At 71.7% G+C, this 24,730-nt stretch carries 16 protein-coding genes and 1 other RNA gene; 9 read left to right on the top strand and 8 right to left on the bottom strand.

Annotation, left to right across the window (positions count from 1 at the left end; genetic code table 11):
- Positions 1-89: 89 nt before the first annotated feature.
- The 4 genes from ABEB03_RS02960 to ABEB03_RS02975 form a co-directional block, all read right to left on the bottom strand.
- On the bottom strand, positions 90-998 hold the full coding sequence (locus ABEB03_RS02960; RefSeq protein ID WP_095934717.1) for a carbohydrate ABC transporter permease: 909 nt from the start codon (positions 996-998) through the stop codon (positions 90-92).
- Positions 995-2,275, bottom strand: a complete 1,281-nt coding sequence (locus ABEB03_RS02965) for a carbohydrate ABC transporter permease (protein WP_345640725.1) — start codon at positions 2,273-2,275, stop codon at positions 995-997. Before ABEB03_RS02965 ends, ABEB03_RS02960 begins: the two co-directional genes overlap by 4 nt.
- 70 nt (positions 2,276-2,345) lie before the next feature.
- Positions 2,346-3,713 carry an ABC transporter substrate-binding protein gene (locus ABEB03_RS02970; RefSeq protein ID WP_345640728.1) on the bottom strand — a complete coding sequence of 456 codons (1,368 nt, stop codon included), beginning with the start codon at positions 3,711-3,713 and terminating at the stop codon, positions 2,346-2,348.
- 268 nt (positions 3,714-3,981) lie between these two features.
- Positions 3,982-7,773: an FHA domain-containing protein gene (locus ABEB03_RS02975; RefSeq protein ID WP_345640731.1), complete on the bottom strand. Its 3,792-nt coding sequence runs from the start codon at positions 7,771-7,773 to the stop codon at positions 3,982-3,984.
- Positions 7,774-8,239: 466 nt separating this feature from the next.
- Between ABEB03_RS02975 and ABEB03_RS02980 the strand changes: the two genes are divergently transcribed.
- The 4 genes from ABEB03_RS02980 to ABEB03_RS02995 all read left to right on the top strand — a co-directional run bounded on the left by ABEB03_RS02980 (position 8,240) and on the right by ABEB03_RS02995 (position 13,683).
- Positions 8,240-9,907 (top strand): serine/threonine-protein kinase, encoded by a 1,668-nt coding sequence (locus ABEB03_RS02980; protein WP_345640734.1) that lies wholly within the window; start codon positions 8,240-8,242, stop codon positions 9,905-9,907.
- A 179-nt stretch (positions 9,908-10,086) separates the two neighbouring features.
- Positions 10,087-11,328, top strand: a complete 1,242-nt coding sequence (locus ABEB03_RS02985; RefSeq protein WP_345640737.1) for a serine/threonine-protein kinase — start codon at positions 10,087-10,089, stop codon at positions 11,326-11,328.
- A 338-nt stretch (positions 11,329-11,666) separates the two neighbouring features.
- Entirely contained in the window at positions 11,667-12,773 is a 1,107-nt protein-coding gene (gene prfB / locus ABEB03_RS02990) for a peptide chain release factor 2 (RefSeq protein WP_345640740.1), read from the top strand.
- Positions 12,774-13,089: 316 nt separating this feature from the next.
- Positions 13,090-13,683, top strand: a complete 594-nt coding sequence (locus tag ABEB03_RS02995) for a hypothetical protein (protein ID WP_345640743.1) — start codon at positions 13,090-13,092, stop codon at positions 13,681-13,683.
- 149 nt (positions 13,684-13,832) lie between these two features.
- Here the strand turns inward: ABEB03_RS02995 and ABEB03_RS03000 are convergent, their stop codons facing one another.
- On the bottom strand, positions 13,833-14,024 hold the full coding sequence (locus tag ABEB03_RS03000; protein ID WP_028805018.1) for a hypothetical protein: 192 nt from the start codon (positions 14,022-14,024) through the stop codon (positions 13,833-13,835).
- A 368-nt stretch (positions 14,025-14,392) separates the two neighbouring features.
- Between ABEB03_RS03000 and ftsE the strand changes: the two genes are divergently transcribed.
- The 5 genes from ftsE to ssrA all read left to right on the top strand — a co-directional run bounded on the left by ftsE (position 14,393) and on the right by ssrA (position 18,388).
- Positions 14,393-15,082, top strand: a complete 690-nt coding sequence (gene ftsE, locus ABEB03_RS03005) for a cell division ATP-binding protein FtsE (RefSeq protein WP_345640750.1) — start codon at positions 14,393-14,395, stop codon at positions 15,080-15,082.
- 33 nt (positions 15,083-15,115) lie between these two features.
- Positions 15,116-16,033 (top strand): permease-like cell division protein FtsX, encoded by a 918-nt coding sequence (gene ftsX, locus ABEB03_RS03010; protein ID WP_345640753.1) that lies wholly within the window; start codon positions 15,116-15,118, stop codon positions 16,031-16,033.
- A gap of 67 nt (positions 16,034-16,100) precedes the next feature.
- Positions 16,101-17,276, top strand: coding sequence for a S41 family peptidase (locus ABEB03_RS03015; RefSeq protein WP_345640757.1), 1,176 nt, complete (start codon positions 16,101-16,103; stop codon positions 17,274-17,276).
- Positions 17,277-17,345: 69 nt separating this feature from the next.
- Positions 17,346-17,891, top strand: a complete 546-nt coding sequence (gene smpB / locus ABEB03_RS03020) for an SsrA-binding protein SmpB (RefSeq protein ID WP_078629443.1) — start codon at positions 17,346-17,348, stop codon at positions 17,889-17,891.
- Positions 17,892-18,018: 127 nt separating this feature from the next.
- Positions 18,019-18,388: a transfer-messenger RNA gene (ssrA, locus tag ABEB03_RS03025) on the top strand.
- Between the two features lie 112 nt (positions 18,389-18,500).
- Here ssrA and ABEB03_RS03030 read toward each other — a convergent pair.
- The 3 genes from ABEB03_RS03030 to yicI are packed head-to-tail and all read right to left on the bottom strand — an operon-like array spanning position 18,501 to position 24,722.
- On the bottom strand, positions 18,501-21,410 hold the full coding sequence (locus tag ABEB03_RS03030) for a glycoside hydrolase family 3 C-terminal domain-containing protein (protein ID WP_345640764.1): 2,910 nt from the start codon (positions 21,408-21,410) through the stop codon (positions 18,501-18,503).
- A gap of 46 nt (positions 21,411-21,456) precedes the next feature.
- The gene (locus ABEB03_RS03035; protein WP_345640766.1) at positions 21,457-22,467 is read right to left on the bottom strand and encodes a LacI family DNA-binding transcriptional regulator; all 1,011 of its coding nucleotides are present in this window, start codon (positions 22,465-22,467) and stop codon (positions 21,457-21,459) included.
- Positions 22,467-24,722 (bottom strand): alpha-xylosidase, encoded by a 2,256-nt coding sequence (gene yicI / locus ABEB03_RS03040; RefSeq protein ID WP_345640768.1) that lies wholly within the window; start codon positions 24,720-24,722, stop codon positions 22,467-22,469. The genes ABEB03_RS03035 and yicI overlap by 1 nt, the downstream gene beginning before the upstream one ends.
- Positions 24,723-24,730 lie beyond the last annotated feature (8 nt).

Raw genomic sequence — 24,730 nt, forward strand, 5'->3', positions numbered from 1 at the left:
ACGCCAGATGTGGCATCCGGGGGATGCCGGGTGAACGCCGAGGGGCGGGCCGGTGTCCGGACCGCCCCTCAACTGCGCTTTTCGGTGTCCTACTTGACGGCGCCCGCCATCACACCGGACACGAACTGACGCTGGAACGCGAAGAACACGGCCAGCGGGACGACCATCGAGATGAACGCGCCGGGGGCCAGGACGTCGATGTTGTTGCCGAACTGGCGTACCTGGGTCTGCAGCGCGACCGTGATCGGCTGGCTGCCCGAGTCGGAGAACACCAGCGCGACCAGCATGTCGTTCCACACCCACAGGAACTGGAAGATCCCCAGCGAGGCGATCGCCGGACCGCCGAGAGGCATCACGACCCGGACGAACAGGCGCAGTTCACCCGCGCCGTCCAGGCGGGCCGCCTCCAGGAGCTCCCGCGGGATCTCCGCGAAGAAGTTCCGCAGCAGGAACACCGCGAAGGGCAGACCGAAGCCCACATGGAACAGGACCACCCCGATCACGGACCCGAAGATGCCGATCTTGCCGAAGAGTTCGGCGATCGGGATCAGCGCCACCTGCACGGGCACCACCAGCAGGCCGACCACGCCGAGGAACCACCAGTCGCGGCCCGGGAACTCCATCCAGGCGAAGGCGTAGCCCGCGAGCGCGCCGATCACCACGACGAGGAGGGTCGCCGGCACCGTGATCAGCACCGTGTTCACCAGCGAGTCGGTGATGTCGCCGTTCTCCAGGAGTTTCTGGTAGCTGTCCACGGTGAGCTGCGACGGCTCGGTGAAGACCTTCCACCAGCCGCTCGCGCTCATGTCCTGCGGATCGCGCAGCGAGGACAGCAGCAGCCCGATCGTCGGCACCAGCCAGAACAGGCCGACCACGATCAGGAACACCCGCAGCAGTCCGCCGCTGACGCCCTCGGCGAGCCGGGCGCCCAGCGACCTCTTCGCGCCGGACTCCGCGGCGGGAGCCGTCTTCGTGAGACTTCCGGTGTGCGCCGTCATCGCCGCACCTCCCGCCTGAGCCGCCTGACGTTGAACAGCATCACCGGGATGACGAGCAGCAGCAGGAACACCGCGATGGCGCTCGCGACGCCCGGCTGGTCCTCGGAGAAGCCCTTGCGGTACAGCTCCAGGGCCAGCACGTTCGCGTCGTCCTGCGACGAGCCCGGCGCGATGATGAAGACCAGGTCGAAGACCTTCAGCACATTGATCATCAACGTCACGGTGACCACCGCGAGCACGGGAGCGAGGAGCGGCACGGTGACCCTGCGGAACACCTGCCATTCGTTCGCGCCGTCCACCCGCGCCGCCTCCAGGAGCTCACGCGGCACACCCGCGAGCCCCGCCGCGATCAGCACCATCGCGAAGCCCGCCCACATCCACACGTACGAGCCGATGATGGCCGGTGTGACGAGCGACGGGCCGAGCCAGTCCAGCCCGTTGTACGGTTCGCGGAAGTTGTCCGCCGGGAGGCGGAGCAGCGCGCCGTCGGCCTTGTCCGAGAGGGTGAAGGTGCCGTCGTCGCGGACCTTCGCCGAGTCCACGACCTTGCCGTCCTTGACCGCTTCGATCTTCATGCCCGGGTAGCCGAGTTCGCTCGGGTCGACCTGGCCGAGCCTGCCCACGCCCTTGCCGCGGGTGAAGTCCTGCCAGGCGGTGCCGGTGACCTTGCCGGGCTCGGTCCTCGCCTGCGCGGCCTTCTTCGCGTTGCCGGGCATCTGGTCGGGGGCGACACCGACGAGCGGGAGGGCGACCGGCTGCCCGGCCCGGACGGGCTGCCTGGTGATGAAGCCGCCCTGGTCGGGCCGGAGCGGCGACTGCCGTCCCGGATGGGCCTTCGGGAAGGCCGACGACTCGGTGAAGGTGTCGTGCACACCCACCCACACCGCGTTCGCGACGCCCTTCTCCGGGTCCTGGTCGTAGACCAGCCGGAAGATGATGCCCGCCGCGAGCATCGAGATCGCCATCGGCATGAAGACGACCAGCTTGAACGCCGTGCCCCAGCGCACCCGTTCGGTGAGCACCGCGAAGATCAGACCGAGCGCGGTCGCGACCGTCGGGGCGAACACCACCCAGATGATGTTGTTCTTCAGCGCGGCGCGGATGCCGTCGTCGGTGAACAGGGACTTGTAGTTGTCGATCCCGGCGAAGCCGTCACCGGACTGGTCGTAGAAGCTGCGGACGACCGAGTACCCGATCGGGTAGACCACGAGCGCGCCGAGCAGCACCAGCGCGGGCAGCAGGAAGAGCGCCACCACCGTTCTGCGGGTGCCGGTCACACTCTTGTGCCGCGGTGCCGCGGGAGGGGCTCCGGAGGCCCCTCCCGCCGTAGCCGACGTCATCGCCGGATCAGCCCTTGTACGCCGCGGTCGCGTCCGCCTCCAGCTTCGCCTGCGTCCCCGCCACGTTCTTCGGGTTCTTCAGGAAGTCCTGCAGGGCCTTCCACTCGCCCTTGCCGGGGGTGCCGCCGAAGGCCTGCGGGGCCTGGTCGGACATGTCGAAGCGGAAGTCGTCCCCGGCGGCGATCAGGGCCTTGGCCATCTTCTGCTGCACCGCGTTCGGGTACGCGGACGGCGCCACGCCCTTGTTCGGGGAGAGGTAGCCGCCGAGCTTCGCCTGGACGGTCGCCGCGTCCGGGGAGGCCAGGAAGGTGGCCAGTGCCTGCGCGGCCTTGGAGTCCTTGAGGATCACGGCTGCGTCACCGCCACTGACGACGGGCGCCTTGTCGCCGACCGCCGGGAACGGGAACACCTTGGCGTCCGTGCCCACCTTCGCCTTGGTCTCCGCGATGTTGACCTGCGCGAAGTCGCCCTCGAAGACCATGCCCGCCTTCGGCTGGTCGCCGCCGGTGAAGGTCTGCGTCACCGAGGCCGGGAACTCGGTCTGGAGCGCGCCGTCCGGGCCACCCGCGATGTAGTCCTTGTTGCCCCACAGTTCGGCCAGTGTGGTCAGCGCGTCCTTCACGGACGGGTCCGTCCACTTGATCTTGTGCTGGGCGAGCTGGTCGTACTTCTCCGGTCCGGCCTGCGAGAGATAGACGTTCTCGAACCAGTCGGTGAGGGTCCAGCCGTCGGCGCCGCCGACGGAGACGGGGGTGACGCCGGAGTCGTACACGGTCCGGGCCGTGGCGAGGAAGTCCTTCCACGTCTTCGGCTCGTTGGCGCCCGCGTTCTCGAAGACCTTGTTGTTGTACCAGACCAGGGACTTGTTGGCCGCCTTGTAGTAGACGCCGTACTGCTTGCCGTCGACCTTGCCGAGGTCCTGCCAGCCCTGCGAGTAGTTCTTCGCGAGCTGGGCCTGGGCCTCGCTGCCGACGGGCTTGGCCCACTTCTTGTCGACGGCCTGCTTGATGGCACCGACCTGGGGGAGCAGCGCGACGTCCGGCGGAGCACCACCCGCGATCTTCGAACCGAGGAAGTTGATGATCGGGTCCTGCGCGGGCACGAAGGTGACCTTGGCGCCCGTGCGCTTCTCGAACTCCGCCAGCACCTTCTTGAAGTTGGCCTGTTCGGAGCCGGTCCACACGGCGGCGACCTCCAGGCTGGCCCCGTCGAGCTTGGGAAGGGAGACGGAGCCGCTGCCGCCGCTCTCCTTCCCGCCGCTGTTGTTGTCCTTGTCCTTGTCGCTGCCGCCGCACGCGGTGAGGATGAGGGTGCCCGCGACGACGGCGGCCGCGGCGGCCTGAGCGGCCCTGGGTGTACGAAGATTCCTGCGCATCACTGCCCCGTTCTTCGAGCCTCGTCGAACGTCTGAGCGCTGTCCCGTGCGATCTGGTCTACGCCCGGTGGCTTGAAAGCTGCAAGAGCGCCTGCGCTGTCAAGAGAGCGATCGTGATTGGGTCGTGACGTGCTCCCACCCGTACGGCGGGTGCGCGCGGACGCGCCCGTCGGACGGGCGGTGGTCCGCAAGCGGAACGCCCGAGCACCGGAGAGCGGGGCTAGAGCCGTCGCGCTCATCCCCTTCCCGTGCCCGGACGGACCGGTGGCTAGAGCAGCGACGGCACCTCGGCCGCGGAGACCGAGCGCGCCGCACGCTCCAGCGCGCTGGCGAGCAGAGCCAGGTCCGTCGGGCCGTTGCCCAGTTCACGGACGGGGCGACGGGCCGGAGGGTCTCCCATGCGCTGCCACTCCAGGGGGACGACCGTGGGACGCAGGGTGGCCGTCCGGGGGATCCGCCCGGTGACCCGGCCGCCCTGGAAGGGTGTATCCCTTCCGTCCGGGCGGTGCAGGCTGCCCCGGCCGGCTGCCGGCTCCTCGGGCCCCGGCGACACCGTGTCGAGGGTGATGCGCAACGCGGGGGAACGAGCCAACTCCGACGCCTCCGTGCGGCCGTTGGTGCCGGACGCCGCCACGAGGTGCACGCCGAGCCGCTCGCCCTCACGGGCGACCGCCTCCAGGGCCCGTATGACCGAACCGGCCGCGGGACGGCCCGGCGACCCCAGCGCGGGGGCCAGCAGGGCGTCCAGGTCGTCGACCACCACGACGAGCCGGGCCAGCGGCGGTCCCGGCTCGGTGCGCTCCCGCGCGGCGGCGGGCCGCAGCCGCAGCGTCGAACTCGGCGGCGCGTCGAGATCGGCGGCCCCGGGCGAGGCGCCGGACGGGGGGCCGCCCGGCGCGCCACCGGAAGTGACGGCGGGCGACGACGGGGCCGAGCGCTGGGCGACGATACGGCCCGGCACCCGGCGCCGGGTGTGCCACTCCGTGAAGTCGACCCGTCCGAGCAGCTCGGCCCGCCGCTTCAGCTCGGCACTGAGGGACTGGGCGAACTCCCGCATCCGCACCGGGTCGTTGGCGGTGAGGTGGGTCGTGACGTGCGGGAGGTCCGTACACGCCTGGAGACCTTCGCCGGCCTGGGCCGGGTGTCCCGTGCCGTGGCCGCCCGCGGCGTCCCGGCCGTCCACCAGGACGATCCCGAGCCGGTCGGGCCGTTCCGCGGCGGCGAGCGACGCGACGACGGAACGCAGCAGCTCCGTACGGCCGCTGCCCGCGGGGCCCTCGATCAGCAGGTGCGGTCCCTCGACGGCGAGGTCCACGGCGACCGGCCCGCGCGGGCCGGCGCCGAGGACGGCGCGGGCCCGGCCACCGAGCGCCCCGGTGTCGTCCGCCGCGTCCGCCCAACGCGTCATCAGCGATGCGGGGGTGGCCCGCGCCAGCCCCAACTCGTCGAGCAGCCGGGCCGATTGCGGCAGCGGGGCCGACACCCGCGCCTGTCGGTCGACCTGCGTGCCGTCCGTGCGCAGGGGCGCGAGCGCCCGTGCGAACCGCTCGGCCCAGGCGAGCGACACGGCGTCGACCGCGGCGACCGTGCCGTGGCCCACGGGGCCGCGCGGCAACTGTCCGGTGCCGCCGGGGGAGACCCGGCCGCCCGGGAGCGGACCGGTGTCGTCCGCGGGCCGGTACGAGTCCGCGCGCGTGCCGTCGTACCCACCGGGCACGCCGTGATCGGATCCGCCGTGCGCGGTCCCTTCGAGCCCGGATCCGCCGTACGCGGAGCCCGCATGCGTGGCGTCGGCCGAGCGGCCGCTCCCGTGCGGGCGGTGCGCGGTGTCGTCCCCGCGTACGCCCCGGCCGGTCTCGCGGCCCTCGCCGCGCGCCGCACCCGGGGTGCCGTCCGGCCGTTGCCCGGCCGGACCGCCCGGCGCGACCCGCAGCAGGCGCAGCGCCGTGGCCACATCACCGCTGAGCAGGGCGACCGCGCCGCACTCGCGGAACGCGGGCGACACCTGGCACGCCGCCTCGTACGTCTCCGTCACCGGCGACGCGGGCGATGCCGCGGCCGTCTCGGCGAGGCACACCACGTGGATCCCGGCCCGTGCGCCTTCGTGCGCCAGCCGCGCCACCGCCTCCCGCACGTCCGCGCCGCCGGGGTCGCCGTCCACCACGAGCACGGTGTGGGGCCCGTCGAAGCGATCGCCGTCCGCGTCGTCGTCCCGCGCCCAGGAGGGCCGCCGAGCCGCTCCGCGCACGCCGCCGTCCTCCGCTGCCTGGCGGCCCGCACGGTCGTCCGGTGCGGGCCGGGCGCCCGCGGTGCTGTCCGTGCCGTCGCGGCCCGTGCGCGGACGGCCCTGCGGCGCCCGGCCCGCCTCCGCGAGCTGCTCGTCGAGGCGGCGCAGGAGCTCGTCCGTGCGGGCCGTGGCCTGCTCGCGGTCGTAGGCGAGGAGGAGACGGCAGTCCTGGCCGTGCGCCGGGCGCAGGTGGGGGAGCCAGCCGAGCCAGGACCACTCGGCGGCGCGCTCCTGCGCCGTGCGGGAGCGGTCCGTGCTGATCAGGACGATCTCCAGGGTGTCCGGCGAGTGCAGCGCGGCGAGCTGTGCGAGGACCGCGCGGGCCAGACCCGCCAGACGTGCCCGCGGTCCGGCCAGGCCCAGCGAACCGACCTCCCGCAGACCGGCGGTCACCGGCACCGCGGGCAGCAGGCCCGAACCGTCCGGCGCCGTCCGGTCCGCCGTGCCCAGCCGCACCGTGAGTGCCTCCGGGTGCCCGGGGCCGCGCTCCCACAGCCGGGACCCCGGCCCCAGCGCGGTGAGCAGCAGCGTCGCGGGGTCGGGCCAGCTCTCCGGGGACCGGGGTGCGGCGGGCAGCGGTTCCCGCGCCGCGGCCTCCCCCTCCTCGTACACGTCATGTCCTGCCGCGACCGGGCCGGGCCGGCCGCCGGCCAGCCGCCGGGCCCACGCGCCGATGCCGCCCCGCCTGCGGACGCCCGAAGGGACGTCCGTGCCGCGCATCGGGGTGCCCTTGCGGGTGCCGGAGGTCTCGTCCGCTCCGGACGGGCCCGGTTCCCCCGCCGAGTGCGGCGCGGACGCCGGAGCACCGCCCGGTCCGGTGCCGCGGGGCCTGCTCTCGATGCCGGGTGCCCCGCCCTGTTCCGGGACGCCCGCCGGTACGCCGCGGCGGTGCTCCTGGGCCCCCGGGACGCCGCCGCCCGCGGAGCCCCACTCGGCCGCTCCGTACGCGTGATGTGTGTGCGGGGTGTCGCCGCCGGCGGGGGCGCTTCCGTCGCCGGTGCGTCCGTCGGGGGCGCCCTCCGCGCGGGTGGGCGGCACGGCGGCGGTCGGGTCGGGCCGCGGGGCGGTGACCCCGTCGGCGTCGGCCTCGGCCGCCGTCACCCGCACATGGCCCTCGCCGTCAGGAGCCGTCCGCAGGGCCCCGGGTCCCCCGGGCGGCGCAAGCCGCAGGGCGGACTCCCCGACGCGCAGCAGCGCGCCCGGTGCGAAGCGGACGGGGCGGGTGCCGACGGGGCCGCCGTCCAGCGAGGTGCCGTTCGTCGAGCCGAGGTCGGAGACCGAGACACGGCCCTCGGGGGTGACGGTGACCGCGCAGTGCAGCCGGGAGACGTCGGGGTCGTCCAGGGGGACGTCCGCGTCGGCGGAGCGGCCGATGTGGATCTGGCCGCCGTGCAGCAGGTGGACGCCGCCCGCGTCGGGGCCCGCGACCACATGGAGCTGGGGGGCGACGTCGTCCACCTCGGGGCCCGGTTCCGCGGGCGCTCCCAGGGACAGCACCGCGCCGTCCGTCAGCGGGGGCTCGCCGAGCGTGCAGCGCTGCGCGTCGAGCCGCTCCGCGCCCGAGTACAGCACGACCGGGCCGCCCCCGAGGTCCCGTCCCCGCTCGGCTTGGGCGCCGCCCGCCTCCCCGCCGACGGCCGAGGCCAGCCCCGAAGCGACCGCTGCCAGCGCCGTCCCGGCGGGCGCGGTCACCAGCACATCGCAGGCCGCGGCTCGCCCCCGTGGCTCCGAGGGCGGGCCCAGCGGGTCTACGACGGTCAGCCGGATCTGCATCGCCGTCCGGGGTCCCTTCCGCGCAGGTGTCCGCGACGAGGACGAGGCTGCGCTGCGGTCCCCCACCGCAGAATTCCCCCACCGCACACGGGCACGTCGGCCAGTACTGAGGGCATCCTCGCACCTGCCACCGACAACACGCCCGCCCCCCACCCGTAAGTGATCTTGATTGGTCGGCTCTGCCCGCAAAAGTGCCTGACCAGTGCCCGACCGGTGTCCGCTTGAGATCGGTCACGTCCGGGGTTCGGCAACCAAGTGACCGGACCGAGCGTCTTTCCATCGAACATGTACGGGAACGCGTACGTAAGCGCTTATGCGAGGCACAGGTGCGCGTGGAACCCATGGGAAGCACACGGGGACGACAGCCCGGTGCCGCGTACGGCGGCACTAGAGTGGGTCGGACACACCTTTACCACGGTGATCACGGTGGACGGACCAGGCAAGCAAGCAACAGGGAGCGCATGACGTGCGGCCGGTAGGGAGCAAGTACCTCCTTGAGGAGCCGCTTGGGCGCGGCGCCACAGGCACCGTCTGGCGGGCCCGCCAGAGGGAGACGGCGGGCGCCGAGGCGGCCGTCGCGGGCCAGCCCGGCGAGACCGTGGCGATCAAGGTCCTGAAGGAGGAACTCGCCAGCGACGCGGATGTCGTGATGCGGTTCCTGCGGGAGCGCTCGGTGCTGCTCCGGCTGACCCATCCGAACATCGTGCGGGTGCGGGACCTCGTCGTCGAGGGCGATCTGCTCGCGCTCGTCATGGACCTGGTCGACGGTCCCGACCTGCACCGCTACCTCCGCGAGAACGGGCCCTTCAGCCCGGTCGCCGCGGCCCTGCTCACCGCCCAGGTCGCCGACGCGCTCGCCGCCAGCCACGCCGACGGCGTCGTGCACCGCGATCTGAAGCCCGCGAACGTCCTGCTCAAGCAGGACGCCGGCCAGATGCACCCGATGCTGACCGACTTCGGCATCGCCCGGCTCGCCGACTCTCCGGGCCTCACGCGCACGCACGAGTTCGTCGGCACGCCCGCGTACGTCGCGCCCGAGTCCGCGGAAGGACGTCCGCAGACGTCCGCGGTCGACATCTACGGTGCGGGCATCCTGCTGTACGAGCTGGTCACGGGTCGCCCGCCGTTCTCCGGCGGCTCCGCGCTCGAAGTGCTGCACCAGCACCTGAGCGCCGAGCCGCGGCGCCCGTCGACCGTGCCGGACCCGCTGTGGACCGTCATAGAACGCTGCCTGCGCAAGAACCCGGACGAGCGGCCCAGCGCCGAGAACCTGGCGCGCGGACTGCGTGCCGTCGCCGCGGGCGTCGGTGTGCACGCGAACGCCGCGCAGATCGCCGCCGCGGAGGGCGTGGGGGCGCTGCTCGCCCCCGACCCGGCACCGGCGACCGTCCCCGGCACGCCCGGCGCGGCCGACCCCACGCAGGTGCTGCCGCACGGCGCCCCGGCGGGCGCGTACGACCCGAACGCCGCGACCAGCGTGATGCAGCACACCGGTGACGCCGACCCCACGTCCGTCCTGCCGCACCGCGGCGCGGCGGACCCGACCGCCGTCATGCCGCCCGTGCCGCAGCACCAGCCGGGCGGGCAGGGCGGACAGCCCGAGGACCCGCACCCCTGGCAGAACCAGCTGCGCGCGGCCCGCGACCGCAACGAACAGACCCAGGTGCAGTACCTGGACCCGAACGAGGACCCGCTGCGGCGTCGTCCGCAGCGCCAGGTCGCGCGGCCGCAGCAGCGGCCCCAGCGCGGCCAGCAGCCGCCGCCCGGGTACGGCTACCCCCAGCAGCAGCCGCAGCAGTACGCACCGCAGCAGCAGCCCCAGCGCTACGCCCCCGCTCCCCAGCAGCAGCCCCAGCCGCAGCGCTACGCGCCGCCGCAGCAGCCGGCGCCGCGCCAGGCGCGCGAGCCCCGTCAGCGCAGCGCCAACCCGACGAAGATCCCGGGACTCGGCTGCCTGAAGGGCTGTCTGTTCACCCTCGTCATCCTGTTCGTCGCCGGATGGCTGATCTGGGAGCTGAGCCCGCTCCAGGAGTGGATCGGGACCACCAAGGGCTACTGGGCCCAGCTGAGCGACTGGTTCAACACGGTCACCGGATGGATCGGTGACCTCGGCGGCGGCTCGTCCGGCAACTGACCCTGCGACAGGAACCTCCGCCGGCGGACTTCCGCCGGCGGAGTCTGCCGTGTCCGGCCCTCGGGGAAGCCGACTCTGGTGATTTGTCGACACCTGGCGGGTGATTTCCGTCTCCGCGGTGAAGGTTGGGGCCACGGACGCGTACTTTTAGCGGCAACCACGCGTCTGTAGGAGCAGTCTTGGCACGGAAGATCGGCAGCCGGTACACCGCGAACCAGATCCTGGGACGGGGCAGCGCCGGCACGGTGTGGCTGGGCGAGGGCCCCGAGGGGCCCGTCGCCATCAAGCTGCTGCGCGAGGACCTCGCGTCCGACCAGGAGCTCGTGGGGCGTTTCGTGCAGGAGCGCACGGCGCTGCTCGGACTCGACCACCCGCACGTCGTCTCGGTGCGCGACCTGGTGGTGGACGGCAACGACCTCGCGCTCGTCATGGACCTCGTCCGCGGCACCGATCTGCGGACCCGCCTCGACCGGGAGCGGCGCCTCGCTCCCGAGGCCGCCGTCGCGATCGTCGCCGACGTCGCGGACGGCCTCGCCGCCGCGCACGCCGCGGGCGTCGTCCATCGGGACGTGAAGCCGGAGAACGTCCTGCTCGACATGCAGGGCCCGCTCGGCCCCGGCGGCTCGCACCCCGCCCTGCTCACCGACTTCGGGGTGGCCAAGCTCATCGACTCGCCCCGGCGGACCCGTGCCACGAAGATCATCGGCACGCCGGACTACCTCGCCCCCGAGATCATCGAGGGGCTGCCCCCGCGGGCGGCCGTCGACATCTACGCCCTCGCGACCGTGCTGTACGAGCTGCTCGCCGGGTTCACACCCTTCGGCGGCGGCCACCCGGGGGCGGTCCTGCGCCGTCACGTCACCGAGACCGTGGTGCCGCTGCCTGGCATCCCGGAGGAGCTGTGGCAGCTGATCGTGCAGTGCCTGGCGAAGGCGCCGGCCTCGCGCCTGCGGGCGTCGGAGCTCGGGGCGCGGCTGCGGGAGCAGCTGCCGCTGCTCGCCGGGATGCCGCCGCTGGACGTCGACTCCCCGGACTCCGAGGCGGCGGAACCGGACGAGGCCTACGAGGAGACGGCGGAGCCGTCCGCCCCCGTCGCGCGGCAGCGGCGCGGGGCGGTGCCGCTGGTGCCGGGGGCCGCGCCCGACTCGAACCGGGACACCCACACGTCGATGCGGGTGCCGGCTCCCGACGAACTGGCGGGGGGTGCGCGCGGGACCGCTCGCGCGCCGCGCGCCACCGGGGCGCCACGGCCGGGCTCCGCACGTCATCGGGCCTCCGCGCGGCGCCGGCGGATCACGCTCGGGGTGGCGGGGGCGGTGCTCGTCGCCGCGATCGGGGTGGGGACCTGGATCGCCGTGTCCGGCGACGACGCGGACGCCACGCCCCAGGACACGAAGAACTCGGCGCCCGCCTCGCCGTGACGCACGCCTGCGCGTGACGCCGGGGTGCCGTGACGCACGCCTCGCCGTGGCCCCGGGGTGCCGTGTGCCGGTGGGCGGTGCCTTTGGGGCCGTGCCCGGGCACGGCGGCCGGGGTCGGGCGACAGGCCCTTCTCGCCCCCTCCGCCCCTGCCCGTCCCGTTCCCGGGGCTCCGCCCCGGAACCCGCTCCTCAAACGCCGGAGGGGCTGAGAATTTGGCTCGGCCCCGGACCCCGCTCCTCGAACGCCGCCGGGGCCGATCTTCGGCGCCGGAGCGGCTGGTCCTGCCCCGCGAGGGCGAGCGGCGAGCCCCGCTTGCCGTAGCCGTTACGCTGGAGGCGTGGCAGTCGTCGATGTATCCGAAGAGCTCAAGTCCCTCTCCTCGACCATGGAGTCGATCGAGGCCGTCCTGGACCTCGACAAGCTGAGGGCAGACATCGCCGTGCTCGAGGAGCAGGCGGCGGCGCCGTCCCTGTGGGACGACCCCGACGAGGCGCAGAAGATCACCAGCAAGCTGAGCCACCTCCAGGCGGAGGTCAGGAAGGCCGAGGCGCTGCGCGGGCGCATCGACGATCTCGGTGTGCTCTTCGAGATGGCCGAGGAGGAGGACGACCCGGACACCCGTGCCGAGGCCGAGACCGAGCTCGCGTCCGTCCGCAAGGCGCTGGACGAGATGGAGGTCCGCACCCTCCTGTCCGGGGAGTACGACTCGCGTGAGGCGGTCGTCACCATCCGTGCCGAGGCCGGCGGCGTCGACGCCTCCGACTTCGCCGAGAAGCTCCAGCGCATGTACCTGCGCTGGGCGGAGCGCCACGGCTACAAGACGGAGCTCTACGAGACCTCGTACGCGGAAGAGGCGGGCATCAAGTCCACCACCTTCGCCGTCCACTCCCCGTACGCGTACGGAACGCTGTCCGTGGAGCAGGGCACCCACCGGCTCGTCCGCATCTCGCCCTTCGACAACCAGGGGCGTCGCCAGACCTCCTTCGCCGGTGTCGAGATCCTGCCCGTCGTCGAGCAGACCGACCACATCGAGATCGACGAGTCGGAGCTCAGGGTCGACGTGTACCGGTCGTCCGGGCCGGGCGGTCAGGGCGTCAACACCACCGACTCCGCGGTGCGGCTGACCCACCTTCCCACCGGCATCGTCGTCTCCTGCCAGAACGAGCGGTCGCAGATCCAGAACAAGGCCTCGGCCATGAACGTTCTGCAGGCCAAGCTGCTGGAGCGGCGCCGGCAGGAGGAGCAGGCCAAGATGGACGCCCTCAAGGGCGACGGCGGCAACTCCTGGGGCAACCAGATGCGTTCGTACGTGCTGCACCCGTACCAGATGGTCAAGGACCTGCGTACGGAGTGCGAGGTCGGCAACCCCGAGGCCGTGTTCAACGGCGAGATCGACGGCTTCCTCGAGGCCGGAATTCGCTGGCGCAAGCAGCAGGAGAAGTAGGCGGGCACGAACAGGTCCTGTTCGGACCTCTTTGTCGACAAGGCAACTGCCGTCCAATGGACGGCAGTTGCCTTTTGTGTGGGGGTTGTCTGGGTTTTACGTCACAGTCACATGTCCTCACGGCAGGCAAATGATGTTGATACGGACATCGCGTACGCAACGACCTTGACGATGCTTTGAAAACTGGGAAGGGTAACGCGTGGCATGCGTATCACTGGGGCGCATGTGCACCGGGGGGCTTGAGCCCAAGTCGCCTGTGACGCCGTGGCCCTGGACGCTGCTCCATTGACGATCAGCTACTGGGGGTAGCAGGCAGATGACCAAGAAGACGCGGATCCGCGTGGCGCGGATAGCCGCCGGTGCGGTGATTGCCGCGGGCGCTTCGCTGACCGCCGCGGGTGCGGCCTCGGCGCTCGACCTGAACGTCGGCATCGGTGTCAGCGTCGGCGACGAGGACCCGACCCCGACCCCGACCGAGACGAGCATCCCGACCGACACGCCGACTCCCACCGAGGAGCCCACGGAGCCGACGGAGGAGCCGACCGAGCCCACCGAGGAGCCCACGGAGCCGACGGAGGAGCCGACCGAGCCCACCGAGGAGCCGACCCAGCCCACGGAGGAGCCCACCTCCACCACCGAGCCCACCGACGGCAGCACCAGCGGCTCCGGCAGCGGCGGCAACAACGCCGACCCCGACGGTGGCTCCTCCGCCCAGGAGGAGGGCTCCTCGGCCCTCACCGACACGGGCTCGGACACCTCGGCCCAGGGCAAGAAGGACGGCGAGCTCGCCGAGACCGGTGCCGGTCAGACCACGTTCCTGCTGATCGGCGCCGCGACGATGATCGCCGGCGGCATCGGCTTCCGGATGATGCCGCGCGTCATGGGCGGCCGCGGCGGTGCCGCCGCCTGACGGGCGCACCACGCATGAAAGAAGGCCCGGAGCGGCTCGCTCCGGGCCTTCTCGTGTTCTCGGTCACATGTGGTCTTGCTCACGCCCGCGTGAGGTCGGCCGGGACCATGCATGCGGTACGGCCGGCTCCGCCCGGGATCCCGGGGGTCTCAGACCGTCTGGTGGGCCACCAGGGCCAGGGCCGCGATCAGCACGGCGAGCAGCGCGATCAGCGCCATCGGGTTCAGGCCCGCGAAGGGGCTCTCCTGCTGGAGCCGCTCACGGTTCGCGCGGCAGACCGGGCAGCGGCCCTCGCTGACGGGCGCCGCGCAGTTCGCGCACACCAATCGGTCGTACGTCATGCGCTCGCCCTCCTTGCGCCATCTCCGCGTACACAACGCTGTACATAACGCTGCGGGGTACGCAACCGTTCCCCCTCCACTGTGCCAGGTTCCGCGGATTTCGGCGCGGCTCGCCTTATCCTGCCCCGCGCCGACGGGCCCCAGCCCCAGGAACGGCGACATCCGGACGCCCGCGCTCCCCGGGCCCGGCCTCCCCGGCCCGCGTCACAGGCCCGCGCCCCCGGACCCTCGTGAATCGGGCGGCCCCGCCCCTTCAGATCCCCGACAAAACGTGCGAGCCTCGCGCAAACCCCGTACGCCGACTGCGGACGCACACCCGGTTCGCGTATGGTCACGCACACCTACCCCCGGCGACCCGTGGTGCATCCGTGATCCGATTCGACAATGTCTCCAAGGTCTACCCCAAGCAGACCCGCCCCGCTCTCAGGGATGTCTCCCTGGAGGTCGAGCGTGGTGAGTTCGTGTTCCTCGTGGGGTCCTCGGGCTCCGGAAAGTCCACCTTCCTGCGGCTGATCCTCCGCGAGGAGCGGTGCAGCCACGGTCAGGTGCACGTCCTGGGCAAGGACCTCGCGCGCATCTCCAACTGGAAGGTGCCGCACATGCGCCGCCAGCTGGGGACCGTGTTCCAGGACTTCCGGCTCCTGCCGAACAAGACCGTCGCCGAGAACGTGGCCTTCGCGCAGGAGGTCATCGGCAAGTCGCGCGGCGAGATCCGCAAGTCCGTCCCCCAGGTGCTCGACCTCGTCGGCCTGGGCGGCAAGGAGGACCGGATGCCCGGCGAGCTGTCCGGTGGTGAGCAGCAGCGCGTGGCCATCGCGCGTGCGTTCGTCAACCGCCCGAAGCTGCTCATCGCCGACGAGCCGACCGGAAACCTCGACCCGCAGACCTCCGTCGGCATCATGAAGCTGCTCGACCGCATCAACCGCACGGGCACGACCGTGGTGATGGCGACCCACGACCAGAACATCGTGGACCAGATGCGCAAGCGCGTCATCGAGCTGGAGAAGGGCCGTCTCGTCCGCGACCAGGCACGCGGCGTCTACGGCTACCAGCACTGATCATCGTCCACGGAAAGGTCTGAAGAAGACGCCATGCGCGCCCAGTTCGTTCTGTCGGAGATCGGTGTCGGTCTCCGCCGCAATCTGACGATGACCTTCGCGGTCGTCGTCTCGGTCGCCCTGTCCCTCGCCCTGTTCGGCGGCTCGCTCCTGATGAGCGACCAGGTGAACACGATGAAGGGCTACTGGTACGACAAGGTCAACGTCTCGATCTTCCTCTGCAACAAGAGCGACGCCGAGTCCGACCCCAAGTGCGCCAAGGGCGCCGTGACCGCCGACCAGAAGAAGCAGATCCTCGCCGACCTGGACAAGATGACGGTCGTCGAGAACGTCTCGTACGAGTCCTCGGACCAGGCCTACAAGCACTACAAGGAGCAGTTCGGCGACTCCCCGCTGGCCAGCTCCCTCACGCCGGACCAGATGCAGGAGTCGTACCGGATCAAGCTGAAGGACCCGGAGAAGTACCGGGTCATCGCGACCGCCTTCAACGGGCGGGACGGCGTGCAGTCCGTGCAGGACCAGAAGGGCATCCTCGACAACCTCTTCGGGCTGCTCAACGGCATGAACTGGGCCGCACGCGCGGTGATGGCGATGATGCTCGTCGTCGCGCTGATGCTGATCGTCAACACGGTGCGCGTCTCGGCGTTCAGCCGTCGGCGGGAGACCGGGATCATGCGCCTGGTGGGCGCCTCCGGGTTCTACATCCAGGCGCCGTTCATCATGGAGGCCGCGGTCGCCGGGCTCATCGGCGGTGGTGTCGCCTGCGGATTCCTGCTGATCGCCCGGTACTTCATCATCGACCACGGTCTGGCCCTGTCCGAGAAGCTGAACTTGATCAACTTCATCGGCTGGGACGCCGTGTTGACCAAGCTGCCGCTCATCCTCGCGACAAGTCTGCTGATGCCCGCGCTGGCCGCGTTCTTCGCGTTGCGCAAGTACCTGAAGGTGTGACACATGCCAAGAGGGCCGTACCGTCAACCGGCGGTGCGGCCCTTCGCCTTGTCCTAGACTCACCGGCATGTCAGGCCGTGACCTGTTCTGTGAGCCCCGCCGCATCCGCCGCGGGGCGGCCCTGACATTGGTGTTCGCGAGCGTCCTCGTCGCCGGAGCGGCGACCGGATCCTTCTCCGACGCCGGCCGCGGACCGCGCACTCCCGGCTCCTCCGACGCCCGTTCCACGCCGGCCGCCCACCACGAGGACGTCACCGCGGCCGCCGCCGAGGCGATGGCCGACGGCAAGTCCCCCATGGAGGCCGCCGAGCGCGCCGTCAGCCGCAGCGGGGACCGCTGGGGCGCGGTCTACTCCCAGGGCGAGTACGAGGAGTTCGAGGAGGCGCTCGACGGCCAGTACACCGGCGTCGGGCTGTCGGCCCGGCGCGAGCGCGACGGACACATCGAGGTGACGCGCGTCCGGACCGGCTCGCCCGCGGCGGGCGCCGGCATCCGCGAGGGCGACCGGCTGCGCAGTGTGGACGGCGAGAAGGTCGACGGCCTGCCCGTCACCGAGGTCGTGTCCTTACTGCGCGGCGACGCGGACGACGCGGCGGCCGGCACAGAGGTCTCCCTCGGCCTGGAACGCGGCACCCGCGAATGGACCGAGACCCTGCGCCGGGCCAGGCTCTCCACGGATCCCGTGACCGTGCACCGGCTCCCCGGCGGCGTCGTCGTGATCAAGGTCGCCGCCTTCACCAAGGGCGTCGGCGACCGGGTACGGACCGCCGTCACCCAGGCACCGAGCGAGGCGGGCATGGTCCTCGACCTGCGCGGCAACTCCGGAGGCCTGGTCTCCGAGGCCGTCACCGCCGCCTCCGCCTTCCTCGACGGCGGCCTCGTCGCCACGTACGACGTGGACGGACGTCAGCGCGCCCTGCACGCCGAGTCCGGCGGCGACACCGCCAGACCCCTGGTCGCGCTCGTCGACGGCGGCACGATGAGCGCGGCCGAGCTGCTCACCGGCGCCCTCCAGGACCGCGGCCGCGCGGTCGTCGTCGGCTCCAGGACCTTCGGCAAGGGCTCGGTCCAGATGCCGAGCCGGCTGCCCGACGGCTCCGTCGCCGAGCTGACCGTCGGGCACTACCGCACCCCGTCCGGGCGCGGTGTCGACGGCCGGGGCATCACCCCCGACCTGGAGGCGGACAAGCAGTCGCTGGAGCGGGCCGAGACCGTGCTGAGTGGTCTCGGGGACGCCCGCTGAGCTGCTGCTCGCGGTCCGCGTAATCGGCTTTCCCCCACACCCCTGTGTGGTGCGAAAATGGCCAGCACTATGAGCAAGGGAATGTACGTACCGAAGGAGTCCCAGCCGAAGCAGGGCGGGGGCGGCTCCGCCAAGGCCAAGGACGGCAAGCGCAAGATCGTCGCGCAGAACAAGAAGGCGCGCCACGACTACGCGATCATCGACACCTACGAGGCCGGGCTCGTGCTGACCGGCACCGAGGTGAAGTCGCTGCGCCAGGGACGTGCCTCGCTGACCGACGGCTTCGTCCAGATCGACGGGAACGAGGCGTGGCTGCACAACGCCCACATCCCCGAGTACAGCCAGGGCACCTGGACCAACCACACCGTGCGGCGCAAGCGCAAGCTGCTGCTGCACCGCGAGGAGATCGACAAGCTGGAGTCGAAGTCGCAGGAGACGGGTCACACGATCGTGCCCCTCGCCCTGTACTTCAAGGACGGTCGTGCCAAGGCGGAGATCGCCCTCGCCCGCGGCAAGAAGGAGTACGACAAGCGGCAGACACTGCGTGAGAAGCAGGACCGGCGGGAGTCGGACCGCGCGATCGCGGCGGCCAAGCGGAAGCAGCGGGGCGCCTAGGCCGCCGCCCGCAGGAATAGGCTGGCATCGTCGTGCGTTGGTCACGTACGATGGCAACGCACCTCACAGAGGGTGCGCGGACCGAAAGGTCCAGGGGCCGGAAGGTCCCGGTTTGAAAAAACAACATGGGGATGATCGGTTTCGACAGCGGCTGTTGAAGCAGGGGAAGCGTGTCGAGGAAGCGGCAATGATCTCGTAAACCATATGTCGCAAAAAATAATCGCCAACACCAAGCGCGATTCCTTCGCCCTCGCTGCCTAAGTAGCGACTTGCGAAGTGTCAGCCCGGGGCTGTTCCCGACCCGGATCCTGGCATCAGCTAGGGAACTAAACTTCTGAACCCGGTCGCGGGGTGCAGAAGGAAATCAAACAGTGACTGAGCCCGTCGGCGACTTGTTCGCGTGATCGCCGGGGCTGAGAAAATCACAGCGAACTGCACACGGAGAAGCCCTGATTTTGCACCGTTGGACGCGGGTTCGATTCCCGCCATCTCCACTCATCCCATGTTTGGACACAGAGGAAAGGCCCCGCTGCCACGGCAGCGGGGCCTTTCCTTCAGGTGGCCCGGGCGGCGCCCCCGGACCTCAGCGGATCACCTCGTCGGGCCGGCTCACCGCAGCGTGAACGACGACAGGCGCAGACCGCCGCTCAGTACGAGGTAGACGTCCTCGCGTCCCGTGGCGGCGGCCATGGTGGCGGACACCGTCTCGTAGGAGTACGGGGACGCCGTGCCGTCCGTGTGCGCGGTGCCGAGCAGGGTGCCCGTCGGAGCGCCGAGGCGCACCTCGACCGTGCCCGCCGTCCCGGCCACCCGGGCGGTGAACCGTCCGGTGCCCGGTCCGAGCCGGGCGTCCGCGAACTTCAGCCAGGCACGGTCGCCGGTGGCGCCCACCGCCGTACCGCGCACCTTGGACTCGTCGACCAGCCGCACCCCGGCGTAGTCGTCGAAGTTCTCGGCTCGCGTCGCCCTCGTCAGGTCCCGCGGCGGGATCGTCTCGCCCCGCACCGCGAGCGAGGCACGGGCGCGGATGTCGGACGAGGACGCCCCGACCAGTACGTCGTACGTGCCGCTCTCCACCACCGGGCGCGAGCGCGTGACGTCCCAGTGGGCGAGGTCCTCGGTGCGCAGCCCCAGCCGCACCGTCTTCGTCCCGCCCGGCTTCAGCGACACCCGCGCGTATGCCTTCAGCTGCTTCAGCGGTTGCTTGTCGCGCGAGGTCCGCTGGTGTGTGTACAGCTGCACGACCTCGTCGCCCGCCCGGGCACCGGTGTTCGTGACGGAGACCTCGTAACCGCCGTCGACACGCTTCAGCCCGCCGTAGCGGAACGACGTGTAGGAGAGGCCGTGGCCGAACGGGTAGAGCGGCCGGCCCTTGAAGTACTGGTACGTGCGGTCGGACTTGATGATGTCGTAGTCCAGGATCGACGGGAGGTCCGACTCGGAGGCGTACCAGGTCTGGGTGAGGCGGCCGGCCGGGTTCGCGTCCCCGTACAGCAGGTCGGCGAGCGCGTTGCCGGTCTCCTGGCCCGCGTGCGTCGTCCACAGCACGGCCGGGACCTTCTTCTGGAGGGCGCCGAGCGTGGTCGGGTAGCTGTTCTCGACGACCACGACGGTCTTCGGGTTGGCCGCGCGCACCGCCTCGACCAGGGCTTCCTGCGCGGGTGCCAGACCCATGTCGGTGCGGTCGTGGTCCTCGCGGCCGTTGATCGACGGCATCGAGCCGACCACGACCACCGCGGCGTCCCGGCCCTTCACCGCGGCCACCGCCTCGTCGACGCCGCTGCGCACGACGTCCTTGTCGTAGTGGGCGGCCCGTTCCTTCGGCACCAGGCCGAGGGTGCCGTCGTCGCCGGTCGGACCGAGGTAGACGGGGTTCGACCACCAGGACTCGGCGGTCTCGTATCCCGCGTACCGCAGGAGGCTGCTGCCGTCGTCCTGCCGTTCCAGCACGAACTGCTGCTGCACGTACCAGCCGTTGGGCTGGACCTGGTCGTTGACGAAGCCGGACCAGTTGTAGCCGACGTACTTGCCGTTGGCGGCGGAGCGCAGCGTGACGATGCCGGATCCCCAGTCGAAGACGTCGAACCGGGACGCGGTGCCGTTCTCGGCGCTCTCCTTCAGGGCCGCCCCGTCGGCCGTCGCCCCCGCGGTGACGTACCGGCCGGTCGCCGTGTTCCTGAGGGTGATGCGGTCCGCGCCCTCACTGCTCGCCACCGGGGTGCCGAGCTTCGCCGCGATGCCGTCCTGCGGGGTGACCGCGTACGGCAGCGTCCCCGAGTACCAGTCGGTGTAGAGGGTGTCGGCGAGCGGGCCGACGACGGCGACGTTCCTGGCCGACGCCTTCAGCGGCAGCGTCTTGTCGTTCTTCAGCAGGACGGCGGCCTTCGTCGCCGCCTCGCGGGCCAGCTTCCGGTGCGCCGGGCTGTCGATCACCGAGCTGTCGATCGAGCCGTACCGGCCGCCGCCCGGATCGAACTCGCCGAGCCGGACACGGACGGCGAGGATGTGGGACACCGCCGTGTCCACGTCCGACTCCTTCAACAGGCCCTGTTCCAAGGCGGACTCGACGGCCGTCGTGGTCGGACCGGGGTCGGCGCTGTTGTCGGTGAAACTGTCGATGCCCGCCTTCAGCGCGGCGGCGTCGCCCTCGGTGAGCGTGGGGTAGTAGTCCTGGTTGCCGGGGAGCAGATTGCCGGGGGCGAAGGCGTCGGTGACGTTGAGGAGATCCTTGTCCGTCCAGCCGCGCACGACGTCGTCCAGGTCGGGATCGACCGTGTTGGGACGGCCGTTGACCAGGTTGTAGGAGGACATCACCCCCGTCGCCGCGTCCGCCGCGATCGCCGGCCGGAAGGCCGCCTCGTCGTACTCGTGCAGTACCCGCGGGCGCAGGTCGGACGAGGTCGTCGTGCGGTGCGCCTCGTTGTTGTTGGCGAGGTAGTGCTTGAGGGTGGGTGCCGTCTTGAGGTGGTCGGGGTCGCCACCGGTGAGACCGTCGCCGTACGCGGTGGAGATCGACCCTGTCAGGTACGGGTCCTCGGAGTAGCCCTCCTCGTTGCGTCCCCAGCGCGGGTCGCGCAGCAGGTTCACCACCGGTGCCCACAGGTTCAGGCCCCAGCCGTCGGGGCGCTCCTGCTGGAAGCCGCGCGCCTCGTCGCCGACCGCCGAGCCGACCCGTCCGATCAGGGCCGGGTCCCAGGTCGACGCGAGCCCGACCGCCTGCGGGAACACCGTCGCCTTCCCCAGCCAGGCGACTCCGTGCAGGGCCTCGGTGCCGGTGCGGAACGCCCCGATGCCGAGGCGGGGGATCGCCGGCTCGTACTGGTGCAGCAGCGAGACCTTCTCGTCGAGGGTGAGCCGGGCGAGCAGGTCGTCGACGCGCGCGGCCACCGGGAGGTCCGGGTCGCGGAACGCGGGAGCGGCGTCGGCGTCGGCGTGGGCGGGTGGGCAGACGCCGGGGACCGCGAGCAGGGCCAGCGCCACGACGAGGGCGGCGCCGGGTCTTCTTCTCGTGCCTTTCATGTCAGGGCTCCTTCGGATAGGGCCTTGCACGGGGCGTTCGGGACGTTCAGGGGGCGTTGCGCGGTGCGGTGCTCGCGCGCTCCGTCAGCCGGGGCGCCAGCAGCGTCGCCCCGGGCACGTCGGCGCCGTCCAGCTTCCGCATGAGCAGTTCCACGGCCCGCGCGCCGACCTCGGCGGACGGCAGGGCGATGGAGGTGACGGGCACCCGCAGGCTCTCGGCGACCTCGTCCGGGCAGATGGCGGTGACGGAGAGATCGCCGGGAACCCGCAGCCCGAGCTGCTCGAACGCGTCGATCAGCGGTTCCAGGACCGGCTCGTTGTGGACGACGACGCCCGTCAGCGCCGGGTGCTCGCGCAGCAGTTGCTCGGCGATCCGGCGCGCGGCGGCCGGCGAGGCCTCGCAGGGGTGGACGGACGACGACAGACCGTTGCGGTGTGCGGCGGCCGTGAACCCCTCCACCACCCGCTGGGCGAACGCCGTCCCCCGCACGTACACCTCGGGCGGCGAGCCGACCAGCGCCACGACCCGGTGCCCGAGCCCCGCCAGCCGCTCCACGCAGAGCTCGCCCGCCGCCTTGAAGTCCAGATCGATGCAGGTGAGCCCCTCCGCGGCGGCGGGGAAGCCGATGAGCACGGAGGGCCGGTCGAGCGCGCGCAGCAGCGGCAGCCGGGCGTCGTGCAACTGGACGTCCATCACGATCAGCGCGTCCACCAGAGCGGTGTCGGCGACCCGCCGCAGCCCCTCCTCGCCCTCCTCCTGGGTGAGCAGCAGGACGTCGTGGTCGTGCCGGCGGGCCGCCGTCACCACGGACACCGCGAACTGCATCACGACCGGCACATGGATGCCCGTCCGCAGCGGCACCACCAGCGCCAGCACGTTGGAGCGGCTGCTGGCCAGCGCCCGCGCGCCCGCGTGCGGCCGGTAGCCCAGCTCGCGGATGCTGGCCTCGATGCGCTGCCGGGTCTCCTCGGAGATCGGGCGCTTGCCGCTCAGGGCGTAGGAGACGGTGCTCGGGGACACCCCGGCGTGCCGCGCCACATCGGTGATCTTGACCATCAGTCGGACTCCAGCTCCAGCGACAGGAACCCGGTGCCGGCCCGCGCCCGCACCTCGCGCCCCTGCGCCGCGAGCCCCCAGGGCGCCGCCGGATCGCTCGACGAGGCGCGGAGTGTGTTCCCCTCCCGTACGACGGTGAAGGTGACGCCGCCGACCGCCACCGTGACCTGGGTGCCACGGCCCAGGCCGTACGCGCGCAGGGTGACGTCGTCGGCGTGGTCGTACTCGGGCCGGTCGTCCACGGCGCCCACCGGGATCACCGCACCGGGCCGGACCAGGAGCGGCACGCTCAGGAACCCGTGCCGCTCGCGCACCCAGCGCGGCCCGGTCACCGTCCGCCCGCTCAGGAAGTGGGTCCAGGTGCCCTCCGGCACGTAGTACGACACGTCGCCGTCGTCGCTGAAGACCGGCGCGACCAGCAGATCGGGGCCGAGCATGTACTGCCGTTCCAGGTGTGCGCACCCCGGATCGTCGGGGAACTCGAGGACCATCGCCCGCATCACCGGCACGCCCTCCGCGTGGGCGGCACGCGCGGCTTCGTACACGTACGGCATGAGGCTGAGCTTCAGCCGTGTGAACAGCCGCAGGACGTCGACGGCCTCCTCGTCGAACAGCCACGGCACGCGGTACGACGACGATCCGTGCAGCCGGCTGTGCGACGACAGCAGACCGAAGGCGATCCACCGTTTGAACAGCGCCGGCGACGGCGTCCCCTCGAACCCGCCGATGTCATGGCTCCAGAACCCGAACCCCGACATGCCGAGGCTGAGCCCGCCGCGCAGCGACTCCGCCATCGACTCGTAGGTCGCCTCGCAGTCGCCGCCCCAGTGCACCGGGAACCGCTGGCTGCCGGCCGTCGCCGAGCGCGCGAAGACGACTGCCTCCGCCTCGCCCCGGTGCTTGCGCAACACCTCGAAGACGGTCCGGTTGTAGAGGTAGGCGTAGTAGTTGTGCATCCGCTCGGGGTCCGAGCCGTCCGCGTACGCCACGTCGACGGGCACCCGCTCGCCGAAGTCGGTCTTGAAGCAGTCGACGCCCTGCGCGAGCAGCGCCTCCAGCTTGGCCGCGTACCAGTCCCGGGCGTCCGGGCTGGTGAAGTCCACCAGCGCCATGCCGGGCTGCCACAGGTCCCACTGCCACACACTGCCGTCGGGCTTGCGGAGCAGGTGCCCGAGCGCCTTGCCCTCCGCGAACAGGGGCGAGCGCTGCGCGATGTACGGGTTGATCCACACGCAGATGCGCAGGCCCTTCTCCTTCAGCCGGGCCAGCATGCCCTGCGGGTCCGGGAAGACCCGGGGGTCCCACCGGAAGTCGCACCAGTTGAACTCGCGCATCCAGAAGCAGTCGAAGTGGAAGACGGAGAGAGGCAGTTCGCGCTCCCGCATGCCGTCGATGAAGGAGGTGACGGTCTCCTCGTCGTAGGAGGTGGTGAACGACGTGGACAGCCAGAGTCCGAAGGACCAGGCGGGCGGCAGCGCGGGACGCCCGGTGAGGGCCGTGTACTTGCGCAGGATGTCCTTCGGGGTCGGGCCGTGGATGACGTAGTACGTCAGCTGCTGGCTCTCCACGCTGAACTGCACCCGGGACACCGCCTCCGAGCCGACCTCGAAGGAGACCCGGCCCGGGTGGTCGACGAAGACTCCGTAGCCCGCGTCGGTCAGGTAGAACGGCACGTTCTTGTAGGCCTGTTCGGTCGCGGTGCCGCCGTCGGCGTTCCACATGTCGACGACCTGGCCGTTCTTGACCAGCGGGCCGAAGCGCTCGCCGAGACCGTAGACGCTGGTGCCCACCCGCAGGCCGAGCTGCTCGCGCAGGTAGTGGGAGCCGTCGGCGTCCCTCATGATGCCCATGCCTTTGGGGCCGCTGCTGGTGAGCGTGCGGCCGTGGGCGAGGAAGTCGACGTGCCAGGATCCGCCGCGGGCGACCCGGACGGACAGCGCGCCGGACGTCAGCGTCGCGTACTCCTCGTCGTACGACACCTGGGCGGCGCCCTCCTCGGCCCGCACCTCGAACTCGGGGCCGCGCGGCTGCTCGCCCTCGAAGTGCGTCAGGGTGACACCGATGACGTCGGGCATCGGCGCATGGGCGGTGATCGTCACGACCGGTCCCTTCAGCAGGTCGCCGCGGTGGCGGATGGGCTGGGTCGGCGCGTGGATCTCCAGGCCGCCGGGTCCGGAGGTCACGTCGAGGACCTCGACCGGATGGGCCGCGGTGACGCCCTCGCGCAGCAGCCAGTAGCCGTCCGTGAACTTCACTGTCGTAC

Origin of the sequence: Streptomyces siamensis (assembly GCF_039543605.1) — a bacterium.
Lineage (GTDB): Bacteria > Actinomycetota > Actinomycetes > Streptomycetales > Streptomycetaceae > Streptomyces > Streptomyces siamensis.

What these genes read in the sequence shown, in the direction of transcription:
- ABEB03_RS02960 (WP_095934717.1), bottom strand. Translation starts at nt 998, where the DNA reads ATGACGGCGCACACCGGAAGTCTCACGAAGACGGCTCCCGCCGCGGAG.
- ABEB03_RS02970 (WP_345640728.1), bottom strand. Translation starts at nt 3,713, where the DNA reads ATGCGCAGGAATCTTCGTACACCCAGGGCCGCTCAGGCCGCCGCGGCC.
- ABEB03_RS02975 (WP_345640731.1), bottom strand. Translation starts at nt 7,773, where the DNA reads ATGCAGATCCGGCTGACCGTCGTAGACCCGCTGGGCCCGCCCTCGGAG.
- ABEB03_RS02995 (WP_345640743.1), top strand. Translation starts at nt 13,090, where the DNA reads ATGACCAAGAAGACGCGGATCCGCGTGGCGCGGATAGCCGCCGGTGCG.
- ABEB03_RS03000 (WP_028805018.1), bottom strand. Translation starts at nt 14,024, where the DNA reads ATGACGTACGACCGATTGGTGTGCGCGAACTGCGCGGCGCCCGTCAGC.
- ftsX (WP_345640753.1), top strand. Translation starts at nt 15,116, where the DNA reads ATGCGCGCCCAGTTCGTTCTGTCGGAGATCGGTGTCGGTCTCCGCCGC.
- ABEB03_RS03015 (WP_345640757.1), top strand. Translation starts at nt 16,101, where the DNA reads ATGTCAGGCCGTGACCTGTTCTGTGAGCCCCGCCGCATCCGCCGCGGG.
- smpB (WP_078629443.1), top strand. Translation starts at nt 17,346, where the DNA reads ATGAGCAAGGGAATGTACGTACCGAAGGAGTCCCAGCCGAAGCAGGGC.
- ABEB03_RS03030 (WP_345640764.1), bottom strand. Translation starts at nt 21,410, where the DNA reads ATGAAAGGCACGAGAAGAAGACCCGGCGCCGCCCTCGTCGTGGCGCTG.
- ABEB03_RS03035 (WP_345640766.1), bottom strand. Translation starts at nt 22,467, where the DNA reads ATGGTCAAGATCACCGATGTGGCGCGGCACGCCGGGGTGTCCCCGAGC.